The sequence below is a fragment of the Flavobacterium koreense genome (genome assembly GCF_054776075.1).
Window position 1 is genome coordinate 24,471 of the sequence record NZ_BAAHCF010000034.1, and the last position, 22,622, is coordinate 47,092.

Sequence of the window (22,622 nt, forward strand, 5' to 3'; positions counted from 1 at the left end):
GTATGAATTATTTAGAATTACATAAAGAGTACAAAGCCAATTCACTTTTCGGAAGATACATTACTTTAAAAGATATCGAACCGCTTTTGTCTAAATTTCAAACAGAAGTCATTGGTAAATCAGTTTTAGGAAAACCAATATACAAATACGAAATTGGAACAGGAAAAATCAGAATTTTCATGTGGTCGCAAATGCATGGAAACGAAGGTACCACAACCAAAGCTTTATTTGATTTTTTTAACGTAATTCATTCGCAAGAGGCAATAGGATTGAAGTTACTTCAAGAATTTACTTTTTGTTTTCTTCCAATGGTTAATCCTGATGGTGCCGAATTGTATACTCGTGAAAATGCAAATAAAGTTGATTTGAATAGAGATTCTGTTGATTTGTCTCAACCTGAAAGTCAATTACTTCGTAAAACATTTGAGGATTTTAAACCCGATTTTTGTTATAATCTTCACGATCAACGAACTATTTTTGGCGCAGGAAACGATGGAAATGTAGCAACAGTTTCGTTTTTGGCTCCAGCTTTTAACGAAAGTCGAGAAATAAACGAAGTTCGAGCAAAAGCTATGAATGTTATTGTCGCAATGAATGAAGAACTTCAAAATCACATTCCAAATCAAGTTGGACGTTTTGATGACGGATTTAATATCAATTGCATTGGAGATATGTTTACCTCATTAAATGTTCCTACTATTTTATTTGAAGCAGGACATTATCAAGATGATTATTATAGAGAATATACTCGTAAAATGATTTTCATTGCTTTAATTTCTGGATTGAAGCATATTTACGAAAACGATGTAGTTGATAATGAAATCGCAAAATATTTGTCAATTTCTCAAAATAATATCGTTTTTTATGATTTTCTTTATAAAAACATCAAAATAAATTATGATGGTAAAGAAATAATTACGAATTTTGCTGCTCAATACAAAGAAGAGCTTATTGATGGAACAATCCAATTAAACGCTTACGTAGCTGAAATTGGAGAGTTGAAAGGAAAATTTGGTCATGTTTTGTACAACGCACACAAAATGTTGTATTCAGATGATGAAGAGGATATTCCGAAATTAAATCAAAAAGCTAATTTTTATTTAGGAAATAGCATAAAATTTGTTAATGGTTTAAAAAAATAACATCTTTTTTTGTTTTTTACTAAATAAAATGCATTAATTTGTATTCGTAAATCAAAACAATAATATAAATTAGTAATTATGAGTAAGTTTCGTTTAGATGAAGTAGATCACCAAATCCTTGATATGTTAATTGATAACACAAGAGTTCCATTTACTGATATCGCAAAAAAATTATTAATTTCTGCAGGAACAGTTCACGTAAGAGTTAAGAAAATGGAAGATGCAGGAATCATTATGGGTTCTTCATTGACTTTGGATTATGAAAAATTAGGATATTCGTTCATCGCTTACGTTGGTGTTTTCTTGAATAACACTTCACAAACTAAATTTGTTTTAGAAAGAATTAACGAAATTCCTTTCGTAACCGTTGCTCATGTAACTACAGGTAAATTCAACATTTTCTGTAAAATTAGAGCAAAAGATACTAAACACGCTAAAGATGTAATCTTCATGATTGACGATATCGAAGGTGTTTACAGAACAGAAACAATGATTTCACTTGAGGAAAGTATCAACGACAAAAAACGTTTGATGCACACCATTTTCAAAGACATTTAATTTTCTAATGAAAATCAATTTATACAAACCTCAAGTTTTTTGCTTGAGGTTTTTTTGTATATTTAAATTCAAATTAATTTAAATGAGAAATAGATTTTTGATTGTATTGCTTTTTATTATTGGAGCATTTTTATTTTTTCAATTTTCTACAAATTATGAAAGTAATTTTATCTCCTTTTCTGTTAATCCAAGTAAATCAAATGTTTCTTTTTATTGGAAAAATGATAAATCAGATATTTTTAGTAGTATTGGTAAACTAAAAAAATGGTTATCAAAAAATAATAAAGAAATGCTTTTTGCAACTAATGGTGGAATGTATAAGAAAGATCAATCACCACAAGGATTGTTTGTTGAAAACGGAATTGAAAAAACCTCAATAGACACTTCAAGAGCTGAAGGAAATTTTTATTTAAAACCAAATGGAATATTTTATTTGACAAATTCAAACAAATCTTTTATTTGCAAAACTGAAGATTATGAAAGTAATAAAAATGTAAAATTTGCAACCCAATCAGGTCCAATGTTAGTTATTGATGGCAAAATCCACAATGCTTTCAATAAAAATTCTACTAATTTGAATATTAGAAACGGAGTTGGAATATTACCAAATAATGAAATCCTTTTTGTCATGTCTAAAAAGCAAATTAATTTCTATGAATTTGCAGAGTTTTTCAAAAGCAAAGGATGCAAAAACGCTTTATATTTAGATGGTTTTGTCTCCAGAACATATTGTCCAAAAGAAAAATGGGAGCAAATTGATGGCAATTTTGGAGTCATAATTGCAGTTACTAAAAACATGAAATAACTATGTACACACTACCAAAAATAGAACGTTTCAATCAAAATGTATTATCTAAATACCATATTTACAATAGTGTATTTATTACTTTACCCTTTGATGCTATTGATAATACTGGGGTTTTATTACCACTTTTTACAGAGGTTTGTGATAATGGATTCAAGAATAATCTTTCGCCAATTGAAATTGTAAATTCATTTTCGCAGAAATATTTAGACAATGTTTCTGAAGAAGAAAAAATTGGTTTGATGTTTCGTTTTATTCAATATGTTGAACGTCAAATTGTACTTTTTGATGCTATTGAAGATGCAGCTTTTCCAGTTGTAAATAATATGGAAGGAAAAGGTTCGCTTCGTGATGTAAAAGAACGTGCTGATACTAAAGAATTAAAACAAGAATTGATTGCATTTTTAGAAGATTTCAATATTCGTACAGTTTTAACAGCACATCCAACCCAATTTTATCCAGGTTCTGTTTTGGGAATAATTACCGATTTAACTGATGCCATTCGTGAAAATGATTTGAATAAAATTAAAGAACTGCTAGCTCAATTAGGAAAAACACCTTTTATCAAAAAAGAAAAGCCAACACCTTTTGACGAAGCCGTGAGTTTGATTTGGTATTTAGAAAATGTATTTTATCAAACATCAGGTGAAATGTTACAATACATTCAGAAGAATATTTTTAAAGATAAACTTATTTCAAATTCGATTATAAATTTAGGATTTTGGCCTGGTGGCGATAGGGATGGAAATCCATTTGTGACAACTGAAATCACTTTAAAAGTTGCTGACAGATTAAGAACTTCAATTCTAAAATCATATTATTTGGATGTTAGAAAACTAAAAAGAAAACTAACATTTTCTGGAATTGACACCATAATTGCAGATATTGAAAATAAATTATATCGTTCAGTATTTTATTCAACAGGAACTATTTACATAACTTTATCGGAACTAAAAGATAAACTGAATGAAATCAAGTTACTTTGTATAGAAAAACATCAATCGTTGTATTTAGATGACATCAATGATTTGATAAATAAAGTCAATTTATTTGGATTTCACTTTGCTTCTTTAGACATTCGTCAGAATAGTAAAATTCATAATAAAGTGATAAAAACCATTTTTGATTCCTTTGGAACTGGAAATGAAGATTTCAAAAATTACTTTTCGTATTCAAATGAAAAACGAATGGAATTACTAGCAACAATCTCCGGAAACATTTCTTCCGACTTGTTTAACGATGAAATGACAAAGCAAACTTTAGATTCTATTTTTGCTATCAAAACAATTCAAGAAAATAATGGTGAATTAGGAGCAAACCGCTATATTATTTCCAACAATGAAAGTGCTTTGAATGTTATGGAAACTTATGCATTATTCAAATTATGCAATTGGGAAAATCCATCGGTAGATATTGTTCCACTATTTGAATCGATTGAAGATTTGAAAGATGCCGACAAAATCATGGAGCAATTGTATACTAATAAAGAGTACGCTGCACATTTAAAAAATAGAAACAACAAGCAAACCGTAATGTTAGGTTTCTCGGACGGAACCAAAGATGGCGGTTATTTGATGGCAAATTGGGGAATTTATAAAGCCAAACAAACCATAACCACAATCTCAAGAAAATACGGAATTAAAGTAATTTTCTTCGATGGTCGTGGTGGTCCGCCAGCGCGTGGTGGTGGAAAAACGCATAAATTTTATGCTTCGTTAGGTTCAGAAATTGAAAATCAAGAAATTCAGTTGACGGTTCAAGGTCAGACTATTAGTTCTAATTTTGGAACAACAGAATCGTGTCGTTATAATTTAGAAAATCTTTTAAGTGCTGGAGTTGCAAATCAGATTTACAAAAATGAAAGCATCAATTTATCTGATTCTGATAAGGAAATCATTGACGAACTTTCTGCAATTGGCTATCAAAAATATTTGAGTTTCAAAAATCATCCAAAGTTTATTCCTTATTTGGAGCAAATGAGTACGTTGAATTATTATTCCAAAACCAATATTGGAAGTCGTCCATCAAAAAGAAATGCAAGTGAAAGCCTTGATTTTGCAGATTTGCGAGCAATTCCGTTTGTAGGTTCGTGGAGTCAAATGAAACAAAATGTACCTGGATTTTTTGGAGTTGGTTCGGCTCTAAAACATTTTGAAACGACCAATCAATGGGAAAAAGTACAATCGCTATTTGATACGTCTTTATTTTTCAGAACGTTATTAGAAAACAGTATGATGTCATTGGCAAAATCCTTTTTTCCGCTAACGCAATACATGAAAAACGATGATGAGTTTGGTGATTTTTGGCAAATAATCTTCGATGAATTTCAAGAAACCAAACGATTATTACTAAAAATTGCTGGACACAAAGAGCTAATGGAAAACTATCCAGACGGAAAAGCTTCTATCAAAATGCGTGAAGATATTGTGTTACCATTGTTAACGATTCAACAATACGCTTTGATGAAAATTAACGAAATCAAAAAGGGTAGAAGTGATGCTAAATTACTAGAAGTTTATGAAAAATTGGTTATGCGTTCACTTTTTGGAAATACTAATGCTAGTAGGAATTCGGCTTAATGTGTTGAGATTTCAATTATATTATTTTTTATATTTGAGGAAAAATCCGAAACAAACATGTGTATATTTAAAAGTTAGTTGCTACCACTAGAAAACCCTACTTCAAACAACATGAAACAACAGATTTTACTTTATTCAGCAATATTCATATTGATAATCAGCTGTAAACAGAAGGCTGAAACAGAAAAAATTCTTAAGAAAAATCCAACTGTAACAGAAAATAAAGTTGTTACCGAAGATCCCGAAAAGTATTGGGAAGCTGATACTTTACTCATTAAAAAATATATATCCGATTCAGAAAATGAAATCGAATTGCGAGGAAGTCAATCAAAAGATTTATACTATTTGAATATCAAAACTAAATCAGGAAAAGTGTATCAATATCAAATTGCTGATAATTGTTATGGTGCTTCACATTCAAGAGTTGAATGGGACAATTCGGATTATATATTTGTTCGACAAGGTTGTGGTACAATGTGTTGGAATGGAAAACTATTAAATATAAGTGGCAAAAAGAAAACTCGTGATTTTCTATTTTATCTATATTCTGACAGCATAAAAAACTATATAGCTTTTGCAGATTCAATTGACACAAAGAAAATAATTATACAAAATCTAAAAACCTTAAAGAAGAGAGAAATCAGTTTAGATATTTGTAATGAAGCAGTAATGCCAAACTTGACAATAGATACCATTTATGAAACAGTTAATTATAATATACTCTTTAGATATACCAAAGGAAATTGTAAAGATAAAAAAGAAACTTTGATTAAATTACCATAGCGGCAGCAACTAACAGCCGTTTCTCACAATTGCGAATTTTGTTGTAAATTCACGTTTACATTTAGCAAGAAATTTTATCTTTAACAGAAAATAATCGCTTCCGAAATCCGCTCCTTTGCCAATCGCTTAAAACATTAGTGGAATCTTAATCATAATTGATGAATTCAATAACTTATTACAACCAATGAAACCAACCCAACTAAACTCCAACGAATACGCACCATTTTACGCAAACTACGTCGCACAAGTTTCTGATGAATATACACTTGTTGAGGAATTAGAAATTTCTTTGCATCGTTATATCAAATTTGTGCAAGATATTCCCATGGATAAATTTGATTACAGTTATGCTGAAGGAAAATGGACTATTAAGGATATTATTCAGCACACGATTGATGCCGAAAGAGTTTTTGCTTACAGAGCTTTACGTTTTGCAAGAAATGACAAAACCGAATTGCCAGGATATGAAGAAAATGACTATGCTTTCGAAGCCAACGGAAACAAAAGAAGCATCATGGAATTGCTAACAGAGTTTTCGGCAGTTCGTCATGCAACATTATTGTTATTCAAATCGTTTAATGAAGAGCAACTTCTGAGAGTTGGTTATGCAAATAATAATCCAATGTCGGTTAGAGCACTCGGTTTCATAATTATTGGTCATCAGAATCATCATCAAAGAGTTTTTGAAGAAAGATATCTTTAGAAAAAATTCCAAAATATAAATTCCAAATTCCAAAAAAAATCCCAAATTCCTTACTAAATATTGGAATTTGGGATTTAAAATATTAGAATTTAATACTTATTCTTCGTCGTCATCGTCGTCAAAGTTGTCTGAAGGCTCATCGTCATTGTCATCATCGTCGTCGTCGTCACCATCGTCAGAACCACCTTTGTCTTTTAGTAAATCTTCTTCTTCATCGTCATCATCGCTTGGAATATCATCGTCGTCCAAGTCTAGACCTTTTACTGGAGAAATAGGTTCAATTACTGAATCCAAATCGTCTTCTTCATCAAATTTTTCCATTCTGCTTGCAAGTTTTGTACTTACTTTCACTAAATAAATAGTGTCTTCAGTTCTTACTTCAACAGCTTCAACAAGTTCGTTTTGAGCATTTCTGAAACGGATGATATCACTATCGTCATATCCTTCAGGAAATTTCTCTACTAATAAGTTTAAAATATCGCCAGTTAGCTTAGCATAATCAACAATAACTCTTCTCATAAATGTATTTTATTGGTCTAATAAATATGCAAAAATTAATGGAGCAACAATGGTTGCATCCGACTCAATGATGAACTTTGGAGTATGAATATCTAATTTACCCCAAGTGATTTTTTCATTTGGAACCGCACCTGAATACGAACCATAACTAGTGGTTGAATCTGAAATCTGGCAGAAATAACTCCAGAACGGAATATCATGCATTTCCATATCTTGGTACAACATTGGAACTACGCAAATAGGAAAATCTCCTGCAATTCCACCACCAATCTGGAAGAAACCTACACCTTTACCACTTGAATTTTTAGGATACCAATCGGCTAACCACATCATGTATTCAATTCCGCTTTTCATTGTAGTAGGTTTGAATTCACCTTTAATACAATAAGAAGCAAAAATATTACCCATTGTACTGTCTTCCCAACCTGGAACTACAATTGGAAGGTTTTTTTCTGCAGCAGCAACCATCCAAGAATCTTTCGGATCAATTTCGTAGTATTGTTCTAAAACACCAGAATTAATCATTTGATACATAAATTCATGCGGAAAATAACGCTCGCCTTTTGAATCGGCATTATTCCAAATGTCATATAAGTGTGATTGTAATCTTCTGAAAGCTTCTTCTTCAGGAATACAAGTATCGGTAACTCTATTGTAGTGATTTTCTAACAAATCCCATTCTTCTTGCGGAGATAAATCTCTGTAATTTGGAACTCTTTTGTATGAATTGTGAGCAACTAAATTCATAATGTCTTCTTCAAGATTAGCTCCAGTACATGAAATAATGTGTACTTTATCTTGACGAATCATTTCTGCTAGCGATTTTCCTAACTCAGCAGTACTCATGGCACCAGCTAAAGTTATCATCATTTTTCCATTTTCTAGTAAATGTTGCTCATATCCTTTGGCAGCATCTACTAAAGCAGCTGCATTGAAGTGAAGATAATTCTTCTCAATAAACTGACTTATTGGTCCTTTGCTCATTTTGTGTGTTTAATGTTTATTATTGTAGTTTGGTCCTCAAAGAAAAACTATTTTTTGAAAACTTCAAACTGTTTTATTTATTATTTACTATATCCTAAAATTTTCATTACATCTTCAGCTGTTTGCTGCTCAGAAAATAATTCGGTAGCTATAATTCCGTTTTTATCTCGGTCTATTAAAATATGCTTTGGTTGTGGAATTAAACAGTGATGTAATCCTCCAAAACCACCAATAGTTTCTTGATAAGCTCCGGTGTTGAAGAAACCTATGTATAAAGGTTTTTCTTTATTATATTTTGGTAAATAAATGGCATTCATGTTTTGTTCTGAATTGTAATAATCATCACTATCACAAGTCATTCCACCAAGCAGAACTCTTTCGTAGGTGTCATTCCATCTATTTACAGCAAGCATAATAAATCGTTTGTTGATTGCCCAAGTATCTGGTAAAGTAGTGATGAATGAGGAGTCAATCATGTTCCAGGCTTCTCTATCATTTTGTTGTTTTTGATATAAAACTTGATAAATGGCTCCACCAGATTCACCAACGGTAAACGAACCAAACTCTGTAAAAATATTTGGTACATCAACTTCGGCTTCTTCGCAAGCAATTTTTATTTGATTTATGATTTCATCAATCATGTATTGATAATCATATTCAAAGGCAAGAGAGTTTTTGATTGGAAAACCTCCACCAATATTTAATCCGTCTAACGAAGGACATTCTTTTTTTAATTGAATATAAACTTTAATACATTTTACTAATTCATTCCAATAGTAAGCAGTATCGTTTATTCCTGTATTAATGAAGAAGTGAAGCATTTTCAACTCCAATCGATCATTTTCTTGAATTTGTTTTTTATAAAATTGAACTATGTTTTTATATCCAATTCCAAGACGAGACGTATAAAACTCAAATTTTGGTTCTTCTTCGGCAGCAATTCTAATTCCAATCTTAAATTTTCCTTTAATTTCTGCTTGAAGTAAATCTAATTCCTCATAATTATCAATAATTGGAATGGTGTTTTTATGACCATTATTGATTAATCTTGCAATATTGGTAACATATTGATCTCTTTTAAAACCATTACAAATTACATAAGTGCTTTTGTTGATTTTACCATTTTCTAATAAATTTTCAACAATGTTAATGTCAAATGCAGATGAAGTTTCAACATGAATATTATTTTTAAAAGCTTCACTCATAATGTATTCAAAATGAGAGCTTTTGGTGCAATAACAATAATAATATTTACCTTCATAATTATTTTTTTCCATTGCATTTCGGAACCAATTTTTAGCTCTTTTAATGTTATTAGAAATTTGAGGTAAATAAGTAAATTTTAATGGTGTACCATATTGCTCAACCAATTTCATTAAATCGATATTATGAAAAAGTAGTTCACTTTCTTTATTTAATGTAAATTCTTCCTGAGGAAAATAATAAGTTTGATTAATTAGGTCGAAATATTTTGTATTCATTTGATTTTGAAAATTAATTAGATTATTTAAATTACAGTTAATCTAATTTTCTCAAACCCTAATATTAGCATAAACAATAGGAAGTTTTTCAGTTTCAGATTTGAATAATTCTAAAAACAAGCCTAAAATAGTCCGAATAGATGTTAAAAACGCAACACATAGTACTTGAAAACCAGAATTGGTTTTTAGCGTGAAAGTGCTATTGGTAGTAGTGTTAGTATTGTTTTTCATCAGGACAAATGTAAAAAATAAAATTACCGAATTGCAATAATTTTTATAAAAATATATTACGATTTATAATCTCGAAAGCTATTAATAATTAATTCATTTTCAACAGATTGATTTATGATGATTTTTCCAATACCATTTATTAATGCAAATTGAACTTTTCCGTACTCATTTTTCTTATCGTGAATGAGTAAATTTTGGATAGAAATAATGTCTTCATCACTAAAATTATGAGGTTCATAAATGTTAGAAATAATATATTTAATTTGATGAAATTCTTCGTTAGAAAGCAATTCTTTTTCTTTTGAAATATAACTTTCTAAAATCATTCCAATAGCAATGGCTTCTCCGTGTAAAAGCGGTGTTTCCGATTCTAAAAAATGACTTTCAATTGCGTGACCTAAAGTATGGCCAAAATTTAATGCTTTTCGAATGCCATTTTCTGTAGGGTCTTGTTTTACAATTTCGTTTTTAATTTCAATAGAACGATAAATTAAAGCATCAAAATCAGCAAAATCAACTTTAGTTAAATCTAAAAATTGTTCCCAATAATTTTTATCATAAATCAAACCATGCTTTAGCATTTCTGCTAATCCAGAACGCATTTCTCTTTGCGACAAAGTTTCAAGAAAATCGGTAGAAATCAACAACATTTTCGGAACATTAATTACACCAATTTGGTTTTTTAAATTTCCTAAATCAACTCCATTTTTCCCACCAATTGAGGCATCAACCATTCCTAATAGTGTAGTTGGAACGTTTATAAAATCAATTCCTCTTTTGAAAGTAGAAGCAATAAATCCGCCAATATCTGTAATAACGCCACCACCTAGATTAATTATCAAACTTTTTCTGTCAGCTCCAAGTTCAGATAAAATTGACCAAATTTCAACACAAGTTGTAATATTTTTGATTTCTTCACCTGCTTCAATTTCAATTATTTCAATTGGAATTTCTGTAGCCAAATTGGGTAAAAATTTTGGAAGACAATATTCATTAGTATGCTCATCAACTAAAATGAAAATAGAGGAATAATTATTTTCAGATATAAAGAGGTTTATTTTTTCATATCCTGTTTCATTGAAAAATATTTGGTAACCGTTGGCTTCGATAGATTGCATACAAATTTTATTTTGAACAAAAATAGAGATATTATTTTATCCATTTAAACTTTAGCGATAACTTATTTTTTAGTTAAAATTCTTTTAGCTTGATGTAAAATGATTACTTTTGTTTAATTAAAATTTATAAAAGTTAAACAAAATATAGTTTGAAACCGATAATTGCAACCTCAGAAAAAGAAAATTTAACTGATATTCAGATTGATAGAATCATAGAAATGGCATGGGAAGACCGAACTCCTTTTGATGCCATAAAATTCCAATTTGGTTTAGCCGAAGCTGATGTCAAAGCTTTGATGAAAAGAGAATTGAAATTTAGTAGCTATAAATTATGGCGTGAGCGAGTTGAAAATTGCAAAACCAAGCACGTAGCTAAAAGAGTAGAAGGCATTGACCGATTCAAATGCAATTTGCAACGTTCAATTTCAAATAATAAAATTTCTAAAAGATAAAATGGAAAGTAAGAAACCAGATAATGTAGTTTTTTCAGAAGACGAAGGTTACAACGCTAGTTTGTTGTCCTATTCAACAAGTGTTGGTGCGCCTGTAATCAAAATGGACGATGTTGTTTCGTGGAAAAGTAGAGGAATAAACAATGTAAATAAAGAGTTTGAAAATAAGTTTAACGAACTTAAAATTCAATATGAAAAATTAATGCAAGAATTTGAATGGAACGAATTGGTTTACAACTCCAAATTCTCATTCGAGCCTGTAATCGGTGAAATTTATCATTTGTATGCCAATAATGACGGAACAAATTCACTTTCATTAATAGCTCCAAACGAATGGAATAAAGAACATATTGGAACTTTCAAATTGAATAGTGAAAGAAAATGGATATTTTTAAAATAACTTTTTAGTTTGTTGTTTTACAAATGTGAAAGCTAATTTATAATTAATTAAAATGTGTTTCAGATTGCATTATTGTCAAATTTCACCTCAAAAATGTCACTTATTTTGATAAATATTTAATTTGCTCTCCTTATATTTGTGCAATTATTAGATAAAATGAATAAAATTTTCAACAATACCGAAGTTGCTTTCTCATTAAAAAGTGATACCGAATTAGACAGAGCTTATTTCCTTTTCAAAATGATTGCCAATGAACCATTGGTTAGAATTGGAACTGCAGTTACCAACTTTGCTTTAAAAGCACATTTACCAGTTGACGGATTAATTCGTGCCACTGTTTTCGATCACTTTTGTGGTGGTGTAAACGAAATGGATTGTCTAAAAGTTGTAGATAACATGTTTACCAAAGGCGTTTCATCCGTTTTGGATTATTCTGTGGAAGGTAAAGAAGAAGAGGCACAATTTGATGCAGCTTTAGAAATGACTTTGAAAACAGTTGAATTTGCCAAAGAACGTCAGGCGATTCCGTTTGCGGTTTTTAAACCAACAGGTTTAGGTCGTTTAGATTTATATACAAAAGTAGGAGAGAAGCAATCACTTTCTGCAGATGAACAAGCAGAATGGGATAAAGTTAAAGAACGTTTTGAAATTATATGTAAAACAGCTCATAGTAAAGATGTAGCCTTATTAATTGATGCTGAAGAAAGTTGGATGCAAGATGCAGCAGATGATTTGGTAGAAGACATGATGCGCAAGTACAACAAAGAGAAAGTCATCGTTTTCAATACTTTACAAATGTACCGTTGGGACAGAATGGATTATCTAAAAGCATTGCACGAAAGAGCAAAAGCTGACGGATTTTATATCGGAATGAAACTAGTTCGTGGAGCTTATATGGAAAAAGAGCACAAACGTGCCGAAGAAAATGGTTATCCAACTCCAATTTGCGCTTCTAAACAAGCAACTGATGATAATTATAATGTAGCAGTTGATTACATGATGAAACACATCGATAAAATGGCAATCTTTGCTGGAACGCACAATGAAGAAAGCTCCTATAAATTGATGGAAATGTTGAAAGCAAACAATATTGAAATAAAAGATCAAAGAATTTGGTTTGGACAACTTTACGGAATGAGTGATAACATCAGTTATAACCTAGCTTCACACGGATACAATGTTGCAAAATATTTACCATTTGGACCAGTTCGTGATGTGATGCCTTACTTAATTCGACGTGCAGAAGAAAATACTTCTGTTGCAGGACAAACTAGTCGAGAATTGAATTTATTGAAAGCGGAAAGAGATAGAAGAAAATCTAAATAGAAAAATAAATCCCAAGTGAATAGCTTGGGATTTTTATTTGTTTATTTATTTAATAATTCAGTTACTATATCCTGAAACTTTTTTTTATTAATAATTGTCAAAAAATTAAACTTATTTGGTCTTAAGTCAAAAAGAGCAGCTTGATTTAAATGTACAAGAAAAATTATAGATTCATTTTTAAACTTAATATTCATCAATATTTTTCTGTCTTCTACAAAAACATCACAACAGTCATCTTTATACTTAAACACAGATTTTAATTCAATAAGTTCTCTATTAGAAATTTCTTTTTTATTGATAAATAAATTATTGATATCATTATAATTTTTCAAATCAATTTTTTTATCAACTTCAATTAGTTTAATACTTTTAATTGAATTCCAATCATAATCTATTTTTTTATTATTTTCTTGAGAAAACACTGTATTTGATAGTATTGTGAGTAATAAAATATATAAATGTCTTTTCATAATTCTTAATTGCTAATTATTTCTAATATTCACTAAACTGCAAATTACTCAAATTCTTATAAATACCATTTTCAATTTCGAGTAGTTCTTTGTGCGTTCCTTTTTCGGCAATTTTTCCTTCGTTTAAAACTAGTATTGCGTCTGCACTTCTTATTGTTGAAAGTCGGTGTGCAATAATGATACTCGTTCTGCCTTCCATTAAATTTTCTAAAGCTTCTTGTACTAATTTTTCACTTTCACTATCTAATGAAGAGGTAGCTTCGTCCAAAATTAATATACTTGGATTTTTCAATAAAGCTCTAGCTATTGCTATTCGTTGACGTTGTCCACCAGAAAGTTTTATACCGCGTTCTCCAACCAATGTATCGAATTTTTCTGGAAATCCGTTTACGAAATCTAAGGCGTTGGCTTGTTTGGCTGCAATCATAATTTCTTCTTCGGTGGCATTTGGTTTTCCGTAAGCGATGTTTTCGCGAATGCTTCCGCCAAATAAAATCACATCTTGTGGAACTATACTCATATTGCCACGAAGATTTTCTAAATCATAATCGTAGATATTCTTGTCGTCAATTAAAATTTGTCCAGCATCAATGTCATAAAAACGCAATAGGAGTGAAGAGATTGTTGATTTTCCGGCACCACTCGGACCAACAATGGCAATTTTCTGACCATAGTTTGCTGTAAAATTTACATCTTTCAACACTTGAATTTCTGGTCGTGATGGATAACTAAATTGTACATTTTGAAAGGAAACATTTCCTTTGATTTTTTCAGTGGATTGATTTTGATTGGAGTTTATTTTCTCTGGAGTTTCTTCTAATAATTCAAAAACACGTTCAGTTGCTCCAACGGCTTTTTGAATTTGAGTGTACAATTCGGCAATTCCGCCAGAAGAGGCACCAACATAAGTGGAATATAATACGAAGGAAATTAAATCACCAACGGTCATTTCACCTTTAATACTCAAGGTAACTCCATACCAAACTACGGCAACTATCGTTCCGAATAGGCAAAAGATGATGAATGAAGCAAAATAGCCGCGATAGTTTCCTCCTTTAATGGCAACTTTGACTACTTCTGAAATCTTGTTTTTGTAGCGTGCAATTTCATACCATTCGTTAGCAAAAGCTTTTACAACGGTAATTGCTTGCAAAGATTCTACCACAATATTTTGACTATCGGCAACTTGATCTTGTAAGTTTTTAGAATATTTTCTGATGAACCTACCAAAAATTACTGCAGCAACAGCAACTAAAGGAACAATGGAAATCATCATTAAAGTTAATTTTAAATTGATGCTTGCTAATAAAATAAAACTTCCGATGATTAGAATAAATTGTCTTAAAAATTCAGCAATCGTAGTAGCCAAAGTATCTGAAATCTGATTGATGTCGGTACTAATTCTGCTGTTTAATTCGCCTGCACTTTTTTGAGTAAAGAATGGCATAGGCAATTTTATCAAATTACTGTAAAGAGCCAATCGTAAATTTGCCAATGTATTTTCGGTGTAATTTACAAATAATGAGATTCTAAAAAAGGAGAAAAAAGATTGTAAAAATAAGATTCCGACTAATCCTAAAGCTATCGAATTGGCTTTTGATAAATCGTTGTTTTTCACACAATCAATCAAAATTCCCATAAGTTTTGGAAATGCTAATGCTGTTCCGCCAGTTAGTAAAAGGAAAAACAATCCCAAATAGAATTTCCATTTGTGGTTATCGGCATATTTGAATATTAAAAGAGCTTTACTTAATGTGCTTGCGTTGAGTTTGGCTTTTGGTAGGTCGTTTTCTTGAAATCGCGCCATTTTTTTTCTTGTAAAAGTAACTAATATTGCTGTGTCAATTTTTTTTACAAATGCTAATATTTTGTGAAAAAAAAATCCGCTTTGCTTTCACAAAAAGGATTTCAATCTATTTAGAATTTTAAATTTGATTTTTGATCTACTAGTTGTATAAAGTCTTATTCTTATAACTTACTATAACTTTACAATATGGTGTTAAATTGTTGTGTTTTTTGATTATTGTTTTTATATCGTTTTCATACACTATCCATGCTTTATCCATGCTTTATCCATACAGTATCTATACAGTATCTTTTTAAGTTTTTTAATAGTAGAAATATTAAATAAAAAAATCCGCTTTGTTTTCACAAAACGGATTTGATTTTTTCTTTTTTTACTTTCACTACATAGGTACAGATTGAATGAGTTCCTAGATTGATGTGGACATCATAGGAGCCAATTTTGGGAAAAGTATATTTTATTTTTATAGTACCATTTTCCAAACGTTCTATTGTTGGTTTGATATAATCTTTTCGAGTTCCATAATTGATTTGTAGAAAAATGGTATTTATATCAATTCCTTTTAAATCTTTTAGAAGAAATGTAGCTTCTTTATTTTTTTCGATTTCTAAATGCATAAGAGAAGGTTCGATAGGAAAAACAGCATATTTAAACGCATAATCATATACCACTGGTGCTTTCAAAAACTCCGATAAATTTGTTTTTTCATCTTTTAATAACCATTTGTCTTCATTAGGAAAATGATCTTTTGCAAACAATTCTGGGTCAGCTAAAAAATACCCATCATTATAATCAAATTCAAAGGTAAAAGTATTTAAATTATATGCACCACTAGACCAAGTTGCATCACACAAGTACCATTTATTATTAAGTTGAACCGCATTCCAAGAATGATTAGGGAATTTTAATTCTGAAGCTTCTGAACTTTCATTTCTACCAAATCCATCAATAATTTCACAATTAATATTTGCAAAATTGGCTAAGCTTTTAACCAGATAGGCATAACCTGTGCAAATTGTTTTTTTTTCTTTTGCGAGTTTTTTAAAAACTTGATTACTATACAATCTGTTCCATTTATTAAGTTCCAAACTATCATTTTGGTGTTTACTTCTTTTGGCACTATTTTTCATAAAACCGTAGTAATCACCTTCGATATTGGTGCTTACCCAGGTGTATATAGCTCTAAATTTTTGAACATCTGTAGACAAATTATTTGTAAGATTATGAGCAAGTTGTGGTAAATTGGATAAATCATTACCTTTATAAGCATAGGCAATTTCATCAGCATTTTTAAAATTTACATTTTTAAAATCTGAAATTTGTGCCTCAATTTTTAATTGACTTAGTAGCGTAATGATTAAAAATATCCATTTATTCATTGGTAAATAATGATTTTATTTTTTGAAATAGTGTTCGTTTAGATTGATAAACTTTATTTGTTGAAACTTCTCCCAACATAACAATTTGGCAGTTATCAAGTTTGATAGTATAGTCCATTTTTATCGACTGATTTTCACGTGTAACTTTAATTTCTTTTGCTTTATAACCAATATAACTCACAACTAACACATCTCCAGCTTCTAGTTGCTTTGGAAAGGTAAATTTTCCATCCATATCCGTTTGTGTACTGATGTTATAATTTTTCAAATAAATGTTAGCTCCTGGTAACGGCCCAATTTTGTCAGAAACAACGCCACTAACTGTAAACTTTTCATTTAATTCTGTAGATTCATTATCTTTTTTAGTCGCACTATTTTCCTCTTTTACGATGGTATTCATATTGTTTTTCTCTTGCGAGTAAACATTGGTTAAGGATAGGATTGATACAAGAGACAACCCAAATAGACTTGAAGCAAAGGAAGTCGACTTAGTTCTATTTGAAGAAAGACTTGGATTAGAATAGCTTTTTAATTGCGATTCTAGAAATATGCCACAAGTTTTATTATTTTCATTAGTAAAGAAATTAAAAATTTCTTGGTCGTTCATTTTAGTAAAATCTACTACGTTTTTTTTACAAGATTTACAGAAACCACCTTCTTCTGTTTTCTTAAAGGTTTTGAAATCCTCAGCGCATGGTTGGTCGATTTGAATGTTAATTTTTTTCATCTTTCTAGTGTTTGGTTTCTTATATAGAGGTATATTTTTTTGAAAAGGTTGGGATAGGAATAAAAAAAGTAACTTTCATCGAGAACTTGGTATCCGTTTTTTGTAGCATCAACACTATTATTTCTGTAGTTCTCGATACAATTTTCTATTTCAAAAACTAACGTTTTTAAAACAAAAAATCACTCGAAGTGACGGTAGCGATAATAATTCGTTTAGTGGTTCTAACAAATGAAGTAGGAGAGAGTCTACTTCTTTTTATGTGTTTTAGTTTATTTTTCCGAGTTTGCAGGAATAAAAAAAATCCGCTTTGCTTTCACAAAACGGATTTGAATTCACTCAGAAACTACTTATTTCTTTTTAGTTTCGTCTTTATCATTTTTGGTATCCATCATTTCCATTAATTTCATTCCAAGTAAACCGCTAATTCCACCTTCGGAACCATTTGCACCTGAAATTAATACATCTGGAATTACTTTGATGTTGCCTTTACCAATTTCTTCGGTAATTTTGTATTTAGTAAAGTTATCGCCACCCATTGCTGAAACTTGTAACTGATAAGCTTCCGCAGTTGATTTACCAATTGCCATAATTTTCTCAGCTTCTGCCAAACCTGTTTTTGAGATTTTCTCAGCTTCTGCACTTGCGTTTAATTTTGTAGCTTCTGCTTGTGCTCCAGCTCTTGCTTTTGTAGCTTCAGCTTCAGCATTTGCTCGCATTTTTGTAGCTTCTGCTTCAGCATTTACGTTTAATTTTAAACTTGTTGCATCACCTTCTGCTTTCTTTACAGTTGCATCTGCTGTTCTTTGAGCAATTTCAACACTTTGAGAAGCTTTTACAATTTCTTTTTGCATATCTGCAATCGCAGTTTCTTTTTCTACACCTTGACGTTGTTCTTGCGCCATTCTTTGTGTTTGATAAGTTTTTTGCTCTTCTTCAGCAATTTTTCTATCGGTCAAAGTCTTCATTAATGAATCTGGTGGAACGATATCTCCAATCAAGGTATCTACTGCATTTACGTTGTATTCATCTAAAACTGCTTTGATATGATTCTTAGCCGATTCTTGTCTTTCTTTACGAGTACTTAAGAACGAAATCACATCGCTATCTTGAGCAGAGTTTCTAAAATAGTTACCAATAGTTGGTTCCAAAACTTGTGAAACTAAATTGGTCATGCTTCCAAAACGTGCAATAACTTTTGGTGCTTCATTTGCTGGAACGTGAATGATTTGTGCCACATCTAAATTAAATGGGAAACCATCTTTAGAACGTACAGTAATAGTAGATAAGTTTTTATCCAAATCATGTGATTCACTTCTAGCATTTGCCCAATTCAAAACTAAGTTTGTTGTTGGAACAGGTTCAAGTTTTGTTGTGTATTTATTCAAAGCATATTTTCCAGGTCCGAAAGGTTCCATCCAAACACCACGTTGTCCTTTAGAAACAATATTTCCGTGTTTGAAAGTTTCTCCTGTTACGTCTTTTCCGTCTTCACCAATATAAGAAATTACAACACCAACGTAACCAATTGGCACATCGGTCATTGGGTTTTGTTCAATTTGAATTGCCCAAGAATTGATGTAATAAGATCCAGCCAACATCACTTGAGGTTGCAAACCTCTGTTTCCGCCTTGTTCCAAGAAAAAATCAAAGTCTTGAAAGTTATTGTGTCCGTCTACATATTTACCTGCAATTTGTCCCTGTGGAATTGGATCACCATCAAGAGCTGTTACAATTCCGACCATGTTTTCAAATATTTTGATTTGGTCAGCTATTACAATTTCAAATAGAAAGGTATTAATACGATACGAACCAGTTGTAATAAAAGCTGATTGACGTCCTTTTTGTCCACCATTGTTTAAGAAAGCTGTCGCGTCTTGAAAGTTATCGCTATCCACTTTTCTTGCTAAGATGCGACCTGTTGGAATTTCTTTTCCGTCTTTACTTAAAACCAATCCAATTTTTCCTTCCGGAATGATTGTAAATGCTGTCATATCAACAGAATATTGCCAAATCCACATTGCCCAATATAAACCTGGTGCTAGTGTCTGTGCTTGAAAACCAGCTTCACCTTTGGTAGCAATAATTCTTCCATCAGGTAACGATTTGTCTGTTCCAAAAAGCACGAATTTCTTTGTAACTAAACCAATTTTGTCTTCAGGAACGATTACCATTCCGAAGAAAACTCTTAAAACAAATTTGTAAAAAATAATAGATAATACAATAGGTATCAACCACCACAAAGTAAAAAATGTTGTCATGTTATAAAATTTTAATAAATAAAAAAAGGTTTTTGATTTTGATAGAATTCTATTAGGAAATAAATAGTAAATCAGGTAGTTCACTTACCACAAATTCAAAGTACTAGTTGGTTTTGAATTTAGTTTTTGAATTACAACACTTTATTGTGTCATTCTAGTTCTATTTTTAAATCTCTAATTATACGATGTACTTGTTAAAAAGTTACAAATTTTTGATACAATTATTTTTATAAAAAGTATAATAAATTAATTATCAATATTTTATAAATAAAAAAAAAACTCCAAGTTGTCTTGAAGTTTACGTGTTAAATTTGAAATATAATAGTTACAAATTTATCTCAGTTATACAATTTACTTTTTCTCAAAACTCATAGTAAAATAATCACTTTTAAGAATTAAAGTTTTTTCATTTAATAATTCGATTTCTGCATTTCCTCCAATATCATTGTTTTCATCATTGGATTTTTGAAATATGGTTTTACCATCTTCAGATAAATTAAATGTTCCATTACCAATAGTTTTGTCTTCAGCATTAGTAGTGATAAAATTGCCTTTAGCATCAAAACATACTTCATTATTAATTGCGTCTTTTATAATTTCTGACGAGTTCTCAATTTCTGTTTTCAATTCAAACTTTGTTACCTTCCAACAGCCAATAATTTTTTGTGAATTGGTGCTTTGTGCTATGGAATTCGTGCATACAAAAAATAAAAGAAAAGCGAAAATCGTTTTAAATGGCTTCATATATTTAATTTTAAAGATATTCAAATATAAAAAAAAACTCCAAGTTTCCTTGAAGTTTATATCTAATATCTAAAATCTAATATCTAAAATCTAAAATCAAATCTATTCCGATTCGTCCATAGTATGATAAACGTTCATTACGTCATCATCTTCTTCAATCTTCTCGATTAGTTTCTCAACGTCAGCAATTTCGGCTGCAGTTAATTTTTTAGTTACTTGTGGAATTCTTTCAAAACCAGAAGATAAAATTTCGATTCCTCTGTTTTCTAATTCTTTTTGGATTGCTCCAAAACTTCCAAAAGGTGCGTAGATTAAAATTCCATCTTCGTCAGCAAAGATTTCTTCTGCTCCAAAATCGATGAATTCTAATTCCATTTCTTCAATGTCAATATTGTTGTTTGGAATTCTGAAATTACATGTATGGTCAAACATAAATTCTACCGAACCTTGCGTTCCCATAGTTCCATTGCATTTGTTGAAGTAACTTCTAATGTTTGCAACCGTTCTATTATTATTGTCAGTTGCTGTTTCAATTAAAAGTGCAATTCCGTGTGGTGCATACCCTTCAAAAAGTTGCTCTTTATAGTTGGCAGTATCTTTATCTGTTGCTTTCTTAATGGCACGCTCAACGTTTTCTTTTGGCATGTTTGCTGCCTTCGCATTTTGAATAACAGCACGTAAACGAGAGTTGGCTTCCGGATTTGGACCACCTTCTTTTACTGCCATTACAATATCTTTTCCGATACGAGTAAACGCTTTAGCCATTGCTGACCAACGTTTCATTTTTCTACCTTTTCTAAATTCGAACGCTCTTCCCATTTCTATTTATGTATTTCAATATTCAAAATTTAAAATTGAATATTCAACATTTAATAATTATTTATTTCTTATTTACAGATTGCAAAAGTACTTTTTTCAACAAAATTTCAAAAGAAACTTACGCTTTTTTATAAAACGGCATTTTCACCACTTTAGCAGCAATTTTTTTATCTCTAATTACGATGTAAATTTCTGAATCTGCTGCTGCGAACTCGGTTTTTACGTAACCCATTCCGATGGCTTTTCCTAAACTTGGTGCTTGTGTTCCTGAAGTTACAATTCCGATGTTGTTTCCTTCTGCGTCTACAATTTCGTAATCGTGTCTTGGAATTCCTCTGTCGATTAATTCAAAACCAACTAATTTTCTAGAAACGCCAGCTTCTTTTTGAGCTTTTAAGTTTTCAGAATTAGTGAATTCTTTGGTGAATTTTGTAATCCAACCCAAACCTGCTTCTAAAGGTGAAGTCGAATCGTTGATGTCGTTTCCGTATAAACAGAATCCCATTTCTAAACGCAATGTATCTCTTGCAGCTAAACCAATTGGCTTAATTCCGAATGCTGCACCAGCTTCAAAAACTTTGTTCCAAACTTGTTCTACTTCTGAATTTTTGCAATAAATTTCAAATCCACCTGAACCAGTGTAACCTGTTGCTGAAATGATTACGTGTTCAATTCCAGCAAAATCGGCTACTTCAAAATGATAGTATTTTATAGCAGACAAATCTACAGAAGTCAAACTTTGCATAGCTTCAACCGCTTTTGGACCTTGAATAGCAAGTAATGAATAATTGTCTGAAAGGTTTTTCATTTCTGCTCCAAAAGTATTGTGAGACGAAATCCAATCCCAATCTTTATCAATGTTGGATGCGTTTACTACTAATAAATATTGTTCGTCTTTGATTTTGTAAACAATTAAATCATCTACAATTCCGCCATCGTTGTTTGGTAAACAAGAATATTGTGCTTTACCATTTTCAAGAGTTGAAGCATCGTTAGACGTAACTTTTTGGATTAAAGCCAAAGCATTTTCACCCGAAATTAAGAATTCACCCATGTGAGAAACATCAAAAACACCAACGCCATTTCTAACGGTTTCGTGTTCTGCGTTGACTCCTTCGTATGAAACAGGCATATTGTAACCTGCAAACGGAACCATTTTTGCTCCTAATCCTTCGTGAATGTGCGTTAAAGCTGTATTTTTCATTACCTATTTTAGTTTGTAGTTTGAGGCGCTAAAATAGTGATTTTTGTAGAATTGGCATTGCTTGGAATGGAAATTTATTTGTGGGTTTTTGGAAATAAAAAAACGCAAAGTCAGGAGACATTTGCGTTGGTTTTTA

At 30.8% G+C, this 22,622-nt stretch carries 21 protein-coding genes; 9 read left to right on the forward strand and 12 right to left on the reverse strand.

What is annotated here, in order from left to right; translation table 11 throughout:
• Window positions 1–2 precede the first annotated feature (2 nt).
• From ACYU7A_RS12455 to ACYU7A_RS12480, 6 genes are all read left to right on the forward strand, one after another.
• Window positions 3–1,142 carry a M14 family metallopeptidase gene (locus tag ACYU7A_RS12455; RefSeq protein ID WP_460577017.1) on the forward strand — a complete coding sequence of 380 codons (1,140 nt, stop codon included), beginning with the start codon at window positions 3–5 and terminating at the stop codon, window positions 1,140–1,142.
• 78 nt (window positions 1,143–1,220) lie between these two features.
• Window positions 1,221–1,700, forward strand: coding sequence for an Lrp/AsnC family transcriptional regulator (locus tag ACYU7A_RS12460; protein ID WP_035127172.1), 480 nt, complete (start codon window positions 1,221–1,223; stop codon window positions 1,698–1,700).
• Between the two features lie 82 nt (window positions 1,701–1,782).
• A complete protein-coding gene (locus ACYU7A_RS12465) occupies window positions 1,783–2,505 on the forward strand; it encodes a phosphodiester glycosidase family protein (protein WP_460577019.1) in 723 nt (240 codons plus the stop codon).
• A 2-nt stretch (window positions 2,506–2,507) separates the two neighbouring features.
• Window positions 2,508–5,084, forward strand: coding sequence for a phosphoenolpyruvate carboxylase (locus ACYU7A_RS12470; protein ID WP_460577021.1), 2,577 nt, complete (start codon window positions 2,508–2,510; stop codon window positions 5,082–5,084).
• Between the two features lie 111 nt (window positions 5,085–5,195).
• Window positions 5,196–5,867 carry a hypothetical protein gene (locus ACYU7A_RS12475; protein WP_460577023.1) on the forward strand — a complete coding sequence of 224 codons (672 nt, stop codon included), beginning with the start codon at window positions 5,196–5,198 and terminating at the stop codon, window positions 5,865–5,867.
• 184 nt (window positions 5,868–6,051) lie between these two features.
• A complete protein-coding gene (locus ACYU7A_RS12480; RefSeq protein ID WP_460577025.1) occupies window positions 6,052–6,570 on the forward strand; it encodes a DinB family protein in 519 nt (172 codons plus the stop codon).
• A 96-nt stretch (window positions 6,571–6,666) separates the two neighbouring features.
• Here ACYU7A_RS12480 and ACYU7A_RS12485 read toward each other — a convergent pair whose 3' ends face one another.
• The 4 genes from ACYU7A_RS12485 to aroB all read right to left on the reverse strand — a co-directional run bounded on the left by ACYU7A_RS12485 (window position 6,667) and on the right by aroB (window position 10,903).
• A complete protein-coding gene (locus ACYU7A_RS12485) occupies window positions 6,667–7,089 on the reverse strand; it encodes a DNA primase (protein ID WP_298309149.1) in 423 nt (140 codons plus the stop codon).
• A 9-nt stretch (window positions 7,090–7,098) separates the two neighbouring features.
• Window positions 7,099–8,073, reverse strand: coding sequence for a deoxyhypusine synthase family protein (locus tag ACYU7A_RS12490; protein WP_344816278.1), 975 nt, complete (start codon window positions 8,071–8,073; stop codon window positions 7,099–7,101).
• A gap of 80 nt (window positions 8,074–8,153) precedes the next feature.
• The gene (locus tag ACYU7A_RS12495) at window positions 8,154–9,554 is read right to left on the reverse strand and encodes a type III PLP-dependent enzyme domain-containing protein (protein WP_460577028.1); all 1,401 of its coding nucleotides are present in this window, start codon (window positions 9,552–9,554) and stop codon (window positions 8,154–8,156) included.
• A 287-nt stretch (window positions 9,555–9,841) separates the two neighbouring features.
• Complete coding sequence (gene aroB / locus ACYU7A_RS12500) at window positions 9,842–10,903, reverse strand: 3-dehydroquinate synthase (RefSeq protein WP_460577030.1); 1,062 nt, start codon at window positions 10,901–10,903, stop codon at window positions 9,842–9,844.
• Between the two features lie 149 nt (window positions 10,904–11,052).
• Between aroB and ACYU7A_RS12505 the strand changes: the two genes are divergently transcribed.
• From ACYU7A_RS12505 to ACYU7A_RS12515, 3 genes are all read left to right on the forward strand, one after another.
• On the forward strand, window positions 11,053–11,355 hold the full coding sequence (locus ACYU7A_RS12505; protein WP_460577032.1) for a TIGR03643 family protein: 303 nt from the start codon (window positions 11,053–11,055) through the stop codon (window positions 11,353–11,355).
• Between the two features lies 1 nt (window position 11,356).
• Window positions 11,357–11,755 carry a DUF2452 domain-containing protein gene (locus tag ACYU7A_RS12510; protein WP_460577034.1) on the forward strand — a complete coding sequence of 133 codons (399 nt, stop codon included), beginning with the start codon at window positions 11,357–11,359 and terminating at the stop codon, window positions 11,753–11,755.
• Window positions 11,756–11,911: 156 nt separating this feature from the next.
• Window positions 11,912–13,081 carry a proline dehydrogenase family protein gene (locus ACYU7A_RS12515; protein WP_460577036.1) on the forward strand — a complete coding sequence of 390 codons (1,170 nt, stop codon included), beginning with the start codon at window positions 11,912–11,914 and terminating at the stop codon, window positions 13,079–13,081.
• A gap of 41 nt (window positions 13,082–13,122) precedes the next feature.
• Here the strand turns inward: ACYU7A_RS12515 and ACYU7A_RS12520 are convergent, their stop codons facing one another.
• The 8 genes from ACYU7A_RS12520 to gcvT all read right to left on the reverse strand — a co-directional run bounded on the left by ACYU7A_RS12520 (window position 13,123) and on the right by gcvT (window position 22,486).
• Window positions 13,123–13,551, reverse strand: coding sequence for a hypothetical protein (locus tag ACYU7A_RS12520; protein WP_460577038.1), 429 nt, complete (start codon window positions 13,549–13,551; stop codon window positions 13,123–13,125).
• Window positions 13,552–13,573: 22 nt separating this feature from the next.
• On the reverse strand, window positions 13,574–15,358 hold the full coding sequence (locus ACYU7A_RS12525) for an ABC transporter ATP-binding protein (protein ID WP_460577040.1): 1,785 nt from the start codon (window positions 15,356–15,358) through the stop codon (window positions 13,574–13,576).
• A gap of 341 nt (window positions 15,359–15,699) precedes the next feature.
• Window positions 15,700–16,734, reverse strand: coding sequence for a transglutaminase domain-containing protein (locus ACYU7A_RS12530; protein ID WP_460577042.1), 1,035 nt, complete (start codon window positions 16,732–16,734; stop codon window positions 15,700–15,702).
• Entirely contained in the window at window positions 16,727–17,461 is a 735-nt protein-coding gene (locus ACYU7A_RS12535) for a carboxypeptidase-like regulatory domain-containing protein (RefSeq protein ID WP_460577044.1), read from the reverse strand. The genes ACYU7A_RS12530 and ACYU7A_RS12535 overlap by 8 nt, the downstream gene beginning before the upstream one ends.
• 347 nt (window positions 17,462–17,808) lie before the next feature.
• Window positions 17,809–19,719: an SPFH domain-containing protein gene (locus ACYU7A_RS12540; RefSeq protein WP_460577046.1), complete on the reverse strand. Its 1,911-nt coding sequence runs from the start codon at window positions 19,717–19,719 to the stop codon at window positions 17,809–17,811.
• A gap of 351 nt (window positions 19,720–20,070) precedes the next feature.
• On the reverse strand, window positions 20,071–20,463 hold the full coding sequence (locus ACYU7A_RS12545; protein WP_460577048.1) for a hypothetical protein: 393 nt from the start codon (window positions 20,461–20,463) through the stop codon (window positions 20,071–20,073).
• Window positions 20,464–20,565: 102 nt separating this feature from the next.
• Window positions 20,566–21,282 (reverse strand): YebC/PmpR family DNA-binding transcriptional regulator, encoded by a 717-nt coding sequence (locus ACYU7A_RS12550; protein WP_396147237.1) that lies wholly within the window; start codon window positions 21,280–21,282, stop codon window positions 20,566–20,568.
• A 118-nt stretch (window positions 21,283–21,400) separates the two neighbouring features.
• Entirely contained in the window at window positions 21,401–22,486 is a 1,086-nt protein-coding gene (gene gcvT / locus ACYU7A_RS12555) for a glycine cleavage system aminomethyltransferase GcvT (protein WP_460577050.1), read from the reverse strand.
• Window positions 22,487–22,622: the final 136 nt, after the last annotated feature.